The sequence below is a fragment of the Saccharothrix coeruleofusca genome (assembly GCF_017876325.1).
GTDB lineage: Bacteria > Actinomycetota > Actinomycetes > Mycobacteriales > Pseudonocardiaceae > Actinosynnema > Actinosynnema coeruleofuscum.
In genome coordinates this window covers 310,294-323,064 of record NZ_JAGINV010000001.1, presented here as the reverse complement: position 1 = coordinate 323,064, position 12,771 = coordinate 310,294, and the positions used below count along the sequence as shown (strand labels likewise).

Genomic DNA, 12,771 nt, shown 5'->3' with positions numbered 1-12,771 from the left:
ACTCCTGACGTCAGCGAGCCCTTCAGCGAGCCCTTCAGCGCACCATGCTGCGCACCTGCCGCGCCGCCACCGACAGCGTGGCCAGGTCGAGCCGGTTCGCCCGGTTGATCTGCTCCAGCGCCGACCGCGCCCGACCCAGCCGCGACGCGTTGGCCTGCTCCCACGCCGCGATCTTCTCCGCCGAGCTGTCCTCCGGGTCGCTGGAGCGCAGCACGTCCACGGTGATCGCCCGCAGCGACGAGTAGAAGTCGTCGCGCAGCGCGAGCCGGGCCAGCGCGTGCCAGCGGTTGCCGCGCTCCAGGCCGCTGACCGAGCTGAGCATCCGGTCCACGTCCAAGTGCTCCGACAACGCGAAGTACAGCTCCGCGGTCTCCTCGTGCGACCGCTCCGGCCCCACGCCGCGACCCTCGTCGGCCTCGCGCTCGGCCAGCTCGGCCACCTCGGTGATGTCGAGCAGGGCGTAGGTGTAGAGCATCACCGAGATCCGGCGCGCCAGCTCCGCGGGCACCCCCTGCGACTCCAGCCGCTCCACGTGCGCCAGCACCGACTCCCGCTCCCGGCCCTGCAGCAGGTCCAGGGTCTTGGGCGCCAGCCGCGCCACCACGCCCGCGAACCGGGAGATGGCCGAGCCCACCGCCAGCGGCTGCGGGCGGTTGGTCAGCAGCCAGCGCGAGGCCCGGTCCAGCAGGCGCCGGGTCTCCAGCACCATCTCGTCCTGCACCTCGGTCGGGATCACCGTGTCCAGCGCCCGGATCTCCCGCCACAGCGAGGGCAGGTCGTAGATCTCGGTCACCGCGGCGTAGGCGCGCACCGCGTCGGTCGCCGAGGCGCTGAGCTCCTCGGCCAACCGGAACGCGTAGGTGATGCCACCGCCGTCCACCACCTCGTTGACCAGCACCGTGGTGATGATCTCCCGGCTGAGCGGGTGGCGGGCGACCGCGTCGCCGAACCGCTCGCGCAGCTCGCTGGGGAAGTAGTCGGGCAGCTTGCGCGCGACCGTGTCCAGCGCGGGCAGGTCGCTGGCCAGCACCTCCTCCTTCAGCGCCAGCTTCACGTGCGCCAGCAGGGTGGCCAGCTCGGGCGAGGTCAGGCCCCGGCCCTGCTTCTCCAGCGCCTTGAACTCCGCCGCGCTGGGCAGCGCCTCCAGCGCGCGGTCCAGCGCCCCGCGCTCCTCCAGGTCGGCGACCAGGCGGGCGTGCACCGACAGCATCCCCTCGGCGTGCGCCCGGCTGACGCCCAGCACGGTGTTCTGCGAGTAGTTGTCGGCCAGCACCAGCTCGCCGACCTCGTCGGTCATCTGGCCCAGCAGCTCGTCGCGCCGATCGCGGTCCAGCTCGCCGTCGCGCACCAGCTCGTCGAGCAGGATCTTGATGTTGACCTCGTGGTCGGAGCAGTCCACGCCCGCGGAGTTGTCCAGCGCGTCGGTGTTGACCTTGCCGCCCGCGCGGGCGAACTCGATCCGGCCGCGCTGGGTCAACCCCAGGTTGCCGCCCTCGCCGACGACCTTGACCCGCAGGTCGGCGCCGTTGACCCGGATCGCGTCGTTGGCCTTGTCGCCCACCTCGCCGTGCGACTCGGTGGACGCCTTGACGTAGGTGCCGATGCCGCCGTTCCACAGCAGGTCCACCGGGGCCAGCAGGACCGCCTTCATCAGCTCCTGCGGCGACAGCTTCACCACGCCCTCGGGCAGCCCCAGCGCCACCCGCGCCCGCTCGCTGACCGGGATCGACTTGGCGGTGCGCGGCCACACCCCGCCGCCCTCGCTGATCAGCGAGCGGTCGTAGTCGTCCCACGAGGAGCGGGGCAGCTCGAACAGCCGCTTGCGCTCGGCGTAGGACGAGGCGGCCTCGGGGTCCGGGTCGATGAAGATGTGCCGGTGGTCGAACGCGGCCACCAACCGGATGTGCTCGGACAGCAGCATCCCGTTGCCGAACACGTCACCGGACATGTCGCCGACGCCGACCACGGTGAAGTCCTGCGACTGGGTGTCCACGCCCAGCTCGCGGAAGTGCCGTTTCACGCTCTCCCACGCGCCCCTGGCGGTGATGCCCATGGCCTTGTGGTCGTAGCCGACCGAACCGCCGGAGGCGAACGCGTCGCCCAGCCAGAAGCCGTAGGAGGCGGCCACCTCGTTGGCGATGTCGGAGAACGACGCGGTGCCCTTGTCCGCGGCCACCACCAGGTAGGTGTCGTCGCCGTCGTGCCGCACCACCTGCGGCGCGGGGACGACCGCGCCCGAGCTGAGGTTGTCGGTCAGGTCCAGCAGGCCGGAGATGAACATCCGGTAGCAGGCCACGCCCTCGGCCAGGAACGCCTCGCGGTCCAGACCGGGGTCCCCGGTGGCCGCGGGCGGCCGCTTCACCACGAAGCCGCCCTTGGCGCCCACCGGCACGATCACCGCGTTCTTCACCGCCTGCGCCTTGACCAGGCCCAGGATCTCGGTGCGGAAGTCCTCGCGCCGGTCCGACCAGCGCAACCCGCCGCGCGCCACCGGGCCGAAGCGCAGGTGCACGCCCTCCACCCGCGGCGAGTACACGAAGATCTCGAACCGGGGACGCGGCTGCGGCAGGTCCGGGATGGCCTGCGGGTTCAGCTTCACCGCCAGGTACGGGCGGGCGCGCCCGTCCGCGTCGCGGACGAAGTAGTTGGTGCGCAGCGTGGCCTGCACCAGGTTGAGCAGGCTGCGCAGGATGCGGTCGGCGTCCAGGCTGGTCACGTCGTCGATCAGCGCGGTGATCTCGCCCGCCAGCTGCTCGGTGCGGGTGGCCCGCTGCTCGTCGGACAGGCCGGGGTCGAACCGCGCCTCGAACAGCCGCACCAGCGCCGTGGCGACCTCGGTGTGGCCCAGCACGGCGTCCTCGATGTAGTCCTGGCTGTAGGGCGTGCCCGCCTGCCGCAGGTACTTGGCGTAGGCGCGCAGCATGGCCGCCTGCTGCCAGGTCAGGCCGGCGCGCAGCACCAGGGTGTTGAACCCGTCGACCTCCGCCTCACCGCGCCACGCGGCGGCGAAGGCGTCCTGGAAGCGGGTGCGCACCGACTCCAGGTCCTCGTCGGCCAGCCGCTCCAGCGTGAACTGGTCCATGCGCAGGCCGAAGTCGTAGATCCAGCACGCGACGCCGTCCTCGCGCAGCAGCTCGTAGGGCCGCTCGTCGACCACGAGCACACCCATGCGCTGCAGCATGGGCAGCACCTCCGACAGCGTCAGCCGGTGGCCCGCCAGGCACAGCTTGAACCGCCGCTCGCCCGGCTCGGCGTCGCGCGGCACGTAGAACTGCATGTCCAGCTCGCCCTCGGCGAGCGCCTCGACGCGGCGGAAGTCCACCAGGCCCTCGGCCGCGGTGAAGTCCTCCTTGTAGGCCTCCGGGAAGGCCGCCGCGATCCGCTGCCCCTGCTCGGTGGCCGACTCCGCGCCCAGCCCGCCCAGCCCGTCGGACCGCTCCGCCAGCACGGCGTCGACCATCCGGTCGTCCCAGCTGCGCACCGCCTCGGCCAGCCGCTGCTGGATGCGCGCGGTGTCCGGCCCGGTCTCCGCCGCGCTCCGCCTGCTCGGGTCGGTGTGCACGGTGAAGTGCACGCGGGCCAGCGCCGACTCCCCGACGCGGGCGCTGTACTCCAGGTTCACCCCGCCCAGCTCGTCGATCAGCACCTCCTGCATGGCCAGCCGGGAGGTCGTGGTGTACCGGTCGCGCGGCAGGTAGACCAGGCAGGAGAAGAAGCGGCCGTACGGGTCGCGCCGCAGGAACAGCCGCAGCCTGCGGCGCTCGGCCAGCGCGATGACCCCGGTGACGGTCTGGTAGAGCGTCTCGCCGTCGACGGAGAACAGCTCGGTGCGCGGGTAGTTCTGGATCACCTCCAGCATCCGCTGGCCCGAGTAGGAGTGCAGCGGGAAGCCCGCGCGGTGGATCACCTCCCGCACGCGGCGCTCGACGACCGGGATGTCGAGCACGTCCTCGTGCAGGGCGCTGGTGGAGAACACGCCCAGGAACCGGTGCTCACCCGCCAGGTTGCCCTCGGCGTCGAAGCTCTTCACGCCCACGTAGTACGGGTAGACCGAGCGGTGCACGCTGGACTGGGCGCTGGCCTGGGTCAGCACCAGCAGCTCGTCCGACAGCGCCGCGGCCCCCACGTCCGGGCCGGCGGTGAGGCTGCGCGCGGCCAGGCTGTCCTGCCGCAGCACGCCGAGCCCGCTGGCCAGCACCGCGCGCAGCGCGGGCTCCCCGTCGGTGGCCGGGTCGTCGCTGACCAGCTCGTACTGCCGGTAGCCCAGGAAGGTGAAGTGGTCGTCGGCCAGCCACCGCAGCAGCTTCGCGCCGTCGTGCACCTCGTCCTCGGGCAGTGGCGGCGGGGAGGCCAGCAGCTGGTCGGCCAGCTGGCGCGCGGTGGCGGCCATCTTGTCGGTGTCCTCGACCACCTCGCGCACGTCGTTGAGGACGGTGTGCAGCCGGGTCTCCAGCTCGCGCGCCCGCTCCGGGTCGGTGAGCAGGTCGACCTCGATGCACATCCACGACTCGGCCATGGCGTCCGAGGGCGGGTCGGCCGGGTCGGCGTCGGGCAGCACCTCCTGCAGCGCGCCGGTGACCAGGTCGCGCCGCACCACCACGATCGGGTGAATCACCCGCTGCACCTGAACGCCGCCGCGGGCCAGCTCGGAGGCCACCGAGTCGACCAGGTAGGGCATGTCGTCGGTGACCACCTGCACGACGGTGGCCGGGCAGCTCCAGCCGTCGTCCCCCCGGGTGGGGTTGAGGATGCGCACCAGGGGGCGGCCCGGCACGCGGGTCTCGGCGAGCCGGTGGTTCGAGCGCACCGCGCCGACGAGGTCCACCGGGTCGTCGGCGATGACTTCCTCGGCGGGCACGTGCCGGTAGTACAGGCGGATCAGGTCGGCCAGTTCGGGAGCATTGGCCGCGGCCCGTTCGACCAATTCGTCACGGATCTGCTCGGGACTGGCCGCTCGGCTCGCGCCGGCCTGCTGGCCAGCGGCGAACTCGGATCGGATCGGGGCTCCAGTCGAGGTCATGTTCAGGCGACTCCACGCTATCCGGCACCTCTGTGTACCGGGTCCGCGGACCACTTAACCAGATCGGCGGAAGCGGCCCGCTATACCCCTGGCACTGAATCGTGCCACTTGCCGGAAAAGCGGAAACCGGCTACCGGCGGCGTTATCCGACGAGCCGGCTGCCGGTTACCAGCGGGAAACCTTATTAAAACCTCAAATCATTTCTCAGGATTCGGGCGGAGTCCACGTGTCCAGGCGTTGGATGGGCGCGGTGGTCTCGTTGTCCGGATCGGCGGGGACGCCTTCCTCCCGCTCGCCCTCCTCACGCCGCCCGGCCTCGTAGGCCACCAGCGCCTCGGCCAGCAGTTCGGCCAGGCTCAGGTCGCTCTTGGGCCGCCGCGAAGCGCGGGTGGCGCTGGGCGAGTCCGGCACGGGCTCGACCACCGGGGGCAGCTCGATCGACCGGCCCCCGACCACCACCGAGGTCACGAACGGCTCCTTCGGCTCCTCCGGCTCCTCCGCCTGCGGAGCGGGCGGGGTCGGCCGCGCGGGCGCTTCCTCGTCCGGTTCGACGTCGGCGGGGCTGAGGAAGGACCCCGCGCCGAGGTCGAACCCGAAGTGCGTCGGCGGACGCGGGATCGGGTCTGGCATCGGGATCGGCTGGTCCGGCACCGGGTCCGGCACGGCAACCGGCGGGACCTGGTCGGGCTCGGGCGCCGGGGGGACGTTGTCCGGTTCCGGCTCGGTGGCCGGTCCCGGCGCGGCGGGCGGCTCCTCGGCGGGGTACGGCTCGGGCACGCGCGCGGTCGGGATCAGCGGTCCCTTGGCGAACGCGGCGCCCAGCCCCGTGGGCGGCTGAACGGGCAGCCCGTCCGCGCCGACGATCGGCTGGACCATCGTGGGCGAGTCGAACATGTCCACATCCCCCGGCGCGTCCGGGTCCAGGTCCGGACCCAAGTCCGGACCCAAGTCCGGGAGCACGTCCGGGGTCACGTCCCGTGGCGCGTCCTGGGGCACGTCGGGGGCCGCCTCCGGGGTGGTCCGCGCGGGCGGTTCGGCTTCGTCGGCCCGCAGCCGCGCCGGGGGCCGCACCCGCCACGGCACGTCGGCGGGCGGCGAGGGCGGCGTCTCGGGCTCGCCCGAGTCATCCGCGTCCGGGGCGCGCCTGCGCCCGCCCGCGCCCTGCGGCTTGAGCAGCCCCGCCGCCTTCAGCGATTCCAGGACACCACCGCCGTCCTCCGCCTGATCCTCGGAGGCTTCCCTAGCCGCCCTCCTGCGCCCGCTGCGCACGGCACCCGCGGCGGCGATCAACCCGGCAGCGGGGACCGGTCGGTCGACGCTCCGGGCATCAGCGGACTCACCGGTGGCCTCACCGGCGGACTCGACGATGGGCTCGGCGATGGGCTCGGCGGCCGTAGACCCGGTGTCGGCAGGCTGAGGTGCGGCAGGCTGAGGTGCGGCCGGTTGGGCCGGCCGTTCCGGCCGCTGGCCCGCTTCCGGGCCGGTCGGGTCCGGCACCAGGTCGGCCCGGTTGATCCTGATCGTCCCGGCGTCCGCGCCCGCAGGCCCCCGTGGCGCGTCGAGCGCGGGGCCACCCTGGTCCGTCCTGGGGCCGCTCTGGTCCGCCTCGGGACCGCGGCCGATCGGCGGCAGGCCGATGCCGACCTGCGTGATCTCGGCATCGCTCTCCGGAATCGGCGCAGCCGCGCGCCCCGGCTCGCCAGTGGTCCGCTCAGGGGCACCGGGCGTCAGGTCGCGCGCCTGCGCCGAGGGCCACTCGGGCCCCGGTTGCGCGGGACGCGCCGGGGTGCTCGGGGCCCATTCCGGCGTGGGGCGACCGGGCGCGGGCGGCTGGACCTGCGCGGTGCGCTGGTCCGCCGGACGCATTCCCTGCTGCGTGCCAGGGTGCGTCCCGGCGGCAGGCACGGGATTCGGTGCGGGAGGCGGCACAGCCGGGGCGGCCGGAACTCCCGGCGCGGGCTGGGCCTGCGCTGCTCGCGGCGGGGTCGGCGCGGCTTGCGCGACGGCCGGAGCCTCCGGAGCCGCCTGCACGGCACCGGTGTTCTCCGGCGCGGGGAAGCCCTGCGGTGGCGAAGCGGGTGCGGTCGCGGCCGGCGGTTGGACCGCCGGAGACTGGACCGCCGAAGACTGGACCACTGGCGACTGGACCACTGGCGACTGGGCACCGGGGGCCTGGGCAGCCGGGGGCTGAGCCGCCTCCGGTGAGGTCTCGCCGAACGGCTGGGCCAGCCGCCAGCGGTCCGCCGCGTGCGCTCTGGCGGCGGAGATCCCCTCCACCGTCATGTCCTCGCCCGCCCTGCGGGGGCGCTTGACCCGCGCCCCCTCGCCCCGCTGGACCTGGACCGGCCGCCACTGCCGCAACTGCTGCTTGAGCTCCGGCGCGAGCGAGGGCTGGGCCGCGGCGTCGACCTTCTCGCCCCGCACCAGCGCCGCCAGCAGGTCGTGCAGGCCGGTCGGCTGCCGGTGCACGCCCGCGAACTCCGCCGCCAGACGCGCCCGCACGGCGTAGACCGCGCGGGCTCTGCGCCGTTCCGCGGCGTGCGCGGAGCGCAGGTCCGCCAGCGCCTCGGTCAGCTCGCCGGAGACCTCGTGCACGTGCGCCAAGGCCAGCAGGCTTTCCGCCAGCAGGGTGTCCAACTGGTGGCGCTCCGCGCTGTCGGCCGCGTCGCGCAGCAGGTCGTGAGCCTGGTCGACACGTCCGGCAGGCAGGTGGACCCTGGTGGCCAGTGCCAGCCGCAGCCAGCCCGAGGTGGCCGCCGATGGCGCGCGGACCGGGCGGTCCAGCAGCGGCGAGCCGACCTCCGACGCCTCCTTCGGCTGGTTGGCGTCCAGCAGGGCGCACACCAGCTCCAAGGTCAGCCTGCCGCGCACCAGCCCGCTGTCGGCGGCCGGGTCCTCCAGCCGGTCGAGCAGCTCCAAGCCCTCGCGGCCCGCCGCGATCGCCGCCGCCAGATCGCCCCAGCGGCGCTGCTGCCCGGCCGCCGCCGCGCGGAGCAGGCCACGCAGCAGCGACTTGGTGTCGTGGTCGAGCACCGGGTCGGCCTGGTAGAGCCGGTCGGCCTCGGCCAGCGCCTCGGTCAGCGCCGTGCCCCGGCCCACCGACACCAGGCACTCGGCGGCCTGCACCAGTGCCGTGGCGCGCAGGCTCTCGGGCACGTCGTCGGCCTCCAGCACCGGGCGGACCGCCGCGAACCCGGTCAGCGGGGCGCCCACCGACCTGGCGCTGTCGGCCAGCTCCACCCGCAGCCGCCACGCGGTCTCGTGCTCGGCCGCGGACTCGGCCGCCCTCAGCGCGTCCAGCGCCCGCTCGGCGACCCGCACGCCGCGACCCACCTGGTTGCTCGCGAAGACCACCAGCGACTCCGCGCGCAACCGGTCGACCTCGTCGCGGCGGGCCGAGGCGAGCGCGACCGCGCGCTCGCCCAGCACCAGGGCCAACTCCGGTGCGCGCCACCGCAGCCGCCAGGCGGGCACGACCAGCGTGCTCACCTCGGCGTCCGCTTCCACCTCGCCCCTCGCCGCCACGAATCCCGCCCGGCTCAGTCGCGCGTGAGCTTGCGGTAGGTCACCCGGTGCGGACGCGCCGCGTCCGCGCCGAGGCGCTCGACCTTGTTCTTCTCGTACCCCTCGAAGTTGCCCTCGAACCAGTACCACTGGGCCGGGTTCTCGTCGGTGCCCTCCCACGCCAGGATGTGGGTGGCCACGCGGTCGAGGAACCAGCGGTCGTGCGAGATGACCACGGCGCAGCCGGGGAACTGCTCCAGCGCGTTCTCCAGCGACCCCAGCGTCTCCACGTCGAGGTCGTTGGTGGGCTCGTCGAGCAGGATCAGGTTGCCGCCCTGCTTGAGGGTCAGCGCCAGGTTGAGCCGGTTGCGCTCGCCGCCGGACAGCACGCCCGCGGGCTTCTGCTGGTCCGGCCCCTTGAAGCCGAACGCGCTGACGTACGCGCGCGAGGGCATCTCGACGTTGCCGACGTGGATGTAGTCCAGCCCGTCGGACACGACCTCCCACACGTTCTTCTTGGGGTCGATGCCCGCGCGGTTCTGGTCGACGTAGGACAGCTTGACCGTCTCGCCGATCTTCACCGTGCCCGCGTCCGGCTCCTCCAGGCCCACGATGGTCTTGAACAGCGTCGTCTTGCCCACGCCGTTGGGACCGATCACGCCGACGATGCCGTTGCGCGGCAGGCTGAACGACAGGCCGTCGATCAGCACCCGGTCGCCGAAGCCCTTCTTGAGGTTCTCCACCTCGACCACGACGTTGCCCAGGCGCGGGCCCGGCGGGATCTGGATCTCCTCGAAGTCGAGCTTGCGGGTCTTCTCCGCCTCGGTGGCCATCTCCTCGTAGCGGTTCAGACGGGCCTTGGACTTGGCCTGCCGGGCCTTGGCGCCCGAGCGGACCCACTCCAGCTCGTCCTTGAGCCGCTTCTGCAGCTTCTGGTCCTTCTTGCCCTGGACCGCCAGGCGCTCGGCCTTCTTCTCCAGGTAGGTGGAGTAGTTGCCCTCGTAGGGGTGGGCCCGGCCGCGCTCCAGCTCCAGGATCCACTGGGACAGGTTGTCCAGGAAGTACCGGTCGTGGGTGACGGCCAGCACGGCGCCCTGGTACTGGGCCAGGTGCTGCTCCAGCCACAGCACGCTCTCGGCGTCCAGGTGGTTGGTGGGCTCGTCGAGCAGCAGCAGGTCGGGCTTGCTCAGCAGCAGCTTGCACAGCGCGACCCGGCGGCGCTCGCCACCGGACAGGTGCTTGACCTCGGCATCGGCGGGCGGGCAGCGCAGGGCGTCCATCGCCTGCTCCAGCTGGGAGTCCAGGTCCCACGCGTCGGCGTGGTCGAGCTCCTCCTGGAGCTGCCCCATCTCCTCCATCAGCTCGTCGGAGTAGTCGACGGCCATCTTCTCGGCGATCTCGTTGAAGCGGTCGAGCTTCACCTTGATCTCGCCGAGCCCCTCCTGCACGTTGCCCAGGACGGTCTTCTCCTCGTTGAGCGGCGGTTCCTGCTGGAGGATGCCCACCGTGTAGCCGGGCGAGAGGTACGCCTCGCCGTTGCCCGGTGTGTCCAGGCCGGCCATGATCTTCAGCACGCTCGACTTGCCCGCCCCGTTGGGGCCGACCACGCCGATCTTCGCACCGGGGTAGAACATGATCGTGACGTCATCGAGGATGACCTTGTCCCCGTGCGCCTTGCGCACCTTCTTCATGGTGTAGATGAACTCGGCCATGTCCGCGATCGTAGAGCGGTGCCGATCGGGCCAGAACCTCGGACGCCGGCAACGGCTCGGGTAACTCTCCGGAGTTGACGCGAACGGGTGTCACCCACACTTGCAACAGGGTGTCGGGGCTGTGCTGCCGCGACGCTGTGACCAGCGGGTCCGGTCGAATGCGCGAACTCTTCGGGGTGTCAAGCCCCCTGCCTGCGTACGGGCCCGCCCGGTGCCCGGTCCACGACCTCCCTCCTCCGGTGTCCGTTGACGGCGACTGCCGCCGTCCATTCTCCGCTGTCCGAACGTCCTGCGGCACGCGTTCGCGCCCCGGCTGTCCCGCCTCGTTCAGAACGGCGGCTCGGCCACCTCCTCCGGCGGGTGGGCCGCGACCGCCACCGGCTCGTCCTCGCCGTCCGGCGCGGCGCGGCCGCGGTGCGGTGTCGCGGTGCACCACCGCAGGTTCGGGCCCGCCGCGAGCGCATCCACCTCCACGTAGGTCCGCCTGGTGCCTTCGTGGTCCGCCTCGCGCACCCTCATCCGCCCGGTCACCACCACCGGGTCGCCCTTGCCCAGCGAGGCGTGGACGCCGTCGGCGAGATCGCGCCAGCAGGTGACGCCGATGAACATCCGGTTGCCGTCGACGAACTGCTCGCTGGCCCCGTCCCACCGCCGCTCCGCGGTGTGCATCCGGAAGTGGGCGCGGCTGACCCCCGCGCTCGTCAGGCCGTGCGCGACCTCGCCCGCCACCGTGCCCACGATCGTCACCCTGGTCTCGTTGTAGCTCATGCCCGCCTCCTCGCGTTGGTCGTGGGACCAGCTTCCAGAGTGCGGACCAGCGGGGAAAGCGGCCCGGCCGGACCTGTGGACAACCGGGTGCCCTGTGGATCAAAGACGATCTTGAACCGGGAACTGTCGGACCGTTCTGCTATGAGCGGAAATGAGTGAGCCCTCACTCGTTGACATGAGTGAGAACTCACTCATACGCTGGCCCCATGCCCGCGGACACCTCCCCATCCCGTCGACGCGCACCCGCGATGAGCCCCGAAGACCGCCGCGAGGCGATCGTCCAGGCCACCACGCCGCTGCTCTACCAGCACGGCGCCAACGTCACGACCAGTCAGATCGCGCGAGCGGCGGGCATCGCGGAGGGCACCGTCTTCCGGGCGTTCAAAGACAAGCAGGAACTCATCAGCGCCTGCGTCCACACGGCGCTGGCGGCCGACGCGGAACTGGACCTGATCGAGCGGATCGAGCCCGCGCGGCCGCTGCCCGAGCGGCTGTCCTGGGCCATCAGCGCGGTGTCGGGCTACCTGGAACGGGTCTGGGCGCTGGCCAGCGTCCTGCGCGACTCCGGCTACCACCCGCACGACGACCGCCACGAGCACGACCAGGAGCGCCCCGGCCCGGAGCAGCAGATGCAGCGCATCTCCCGCGGTGTCGCGGCGCTGTTCGAACCGGACGCGGACCGGCTGCGGGTGGACCCGGCCCTGGCGGCGCGGCTGCTGCTGGGCCTGGTGTTCACCAACCGGATGCAGGGCAAGGGCTTCGGGGAGGCCCAGGCCGAGAACGACCAGCTGGTGGAGCTGTTCCTGCACGGGGTTCTGAGGGGAGACCGGTGAACGACTTCATGATCGAGGCGACCGACGTCGGCAAGGCGTTCGGCGCGCAGAAGGCGCTGGACGGGGTGAGCGTCGCGGTGCCGAGGGGGACCGTGCTCGGCCTGCTCGGCCACAACGGCGCGGGCAAGACGACCCTGGTCAACGTGCTGACCACGATGCTGCCGCCGGACTCGGGCAGCGCGCGGGTGGCCGGGTTCGACGTGGTCGGCCAAGCCCACCAGGTGCGCAGCCGGATCGGGTTGACCGGCCAGTTCGCCGCGGTGGACGAGCAGCTGTCCAGCCTGGACAACCTGGTGCTGATCGCCCGCCTGCTGGGCGCGGGCCCGCGCGAGGCCCGCGCCCGCGCGGCCGAGCTGCTGGAGCTGTTCGGCCTGCGGGACGCGGCCAAGCGGCCGTCGCGCACCTACTCCGGCGGCATGCGCAGGCGGCTGGACCTGGCCGCGAGCCTGGTCGGGCACCCCGAGGTGATCTTCCTCGACGAGCCGACCACCGGCCTGGACCCGGCCAGCAGGCTGGGGCTGTGGGAGATCGTCCAAGGCCTGGTCACCGACGGCACCACGGTCCTGCTGACCACCCAGTACCTGGACGAGGCGGACCGGCTGGCCGACTCGATCACCGTGCTGGCCGCGGGCCGGGTGGTCGCCTCGGGGACCAGCGCGGAGCTCAAGGCCCAGGTGGGTCAGCGGACCGTGACGGTGACCATGGCCACCGCCGCCGACGCGACCACCGCGCTGGGGGCGCTGGAGCGGGCCGGGATGCACCCCGTGCACGACGCCGCGCACCACGCGCTGACCGCGCCCGTCACCTCGTCGCGCGAGCTGGCCGTGGTGGTCCGCGCCCTGGACGAGGTCGGCCTGGAGGCCGCCGAGCTGGCGCTGGGCGAACCGACCCTCGACGACGTCTACCTCACCCTCGCCCAGCACGCGGCGTGAAC

At 72.8% G+C, this 12,771-nt stretch carries 6 protein-coding genes; 2 read left to right on the top strand and 4 right to left on the bottom strand.

The genetic code is table 11. The features are described 5' to 3' along the window. Nucleotides 1–34: 34 nt before the first annotated feature. The 4 genes from JOF41_RS01585 to JOF41_RS01570 form a co-directional block, all read right to left on the bottom strand. A complete protein-coding gene (locus JOF41_RS01585) occupies nt 35–5,020 on the bottom strand; it encodes an NAD-glutamate dehydrogenase (protein ID WP_209615563.1) in 4,986 nt (1,661 codons plus the stop codon). A 204-nt stretch (nt 5,021–5,224) separates the two neighbouring features. After that, nucleotides 5,225–8,545 (bottom strand): hypothetical protein, encoded by a 3,321-nt coding sequence (locus tag JOF41_RS01580; protein WP_209615561.1) that lies wholly within the window; start codon nt 8,543–8,545, stop codon nt 5,225–5,227. Nucleotides 8,546–8,559: 14 nt separating this feature from the next. After that, a complete protein-coding gene (gene ettA, locus JOF41_RS01575) occupies nt 8,560–10,236 on the bottom strand; it encodes an energy-dependent translational throttle protein EttA (RefSeq protein WP_189222177.1) in 1,677 nt (558 codons plus the stop codon). A 327-nt stretch (nt 10,237–10,563) separates the two neighbouring features. Beyond that, a complete protein-coding gene (locus JOF41_RS01570; protein WP_209615558.1) occupies nt 10,564–11,004 on the bottom strand; it encodes a single-stranded DNA-binding protein in 441 nt (146 codons plus the stop codon). A 206-nt stretch (nt 11,005–11,210) separates the two neighbouring features. Between JOF41_RS01570 and JOF41_RS01565 the strand changes: the two genes are divergently transcribed. Next, the gene (locus tag JOF41_RS01565; RefSeq protein WP_189222179.1) at nt 11,211–11,837 is read left to right on the top strand and encodes a TetR/AcrR family transcriptional regulator; all 627 of its coding nucleotides are present in this window, start codon (nt 11,211–11,213) and stop codon (nt 11,835–11,837) included. Continuing rightward, entirely contained in the window at nt 11,834–12,769 is a 936-nt protein-coding gene (locus JOF41_RS01560; protein WP_209615555.1) for an ATP-binding cassette domain-containing protein, read from the top strand. Before JOF41_RS01565 ends, JOF41_RS01560 begins: the two co-directional genes overlap by 4 nt. The last annotated feature ends 2 nt before the right edge of the window (nt 12,770–12,771 follow it).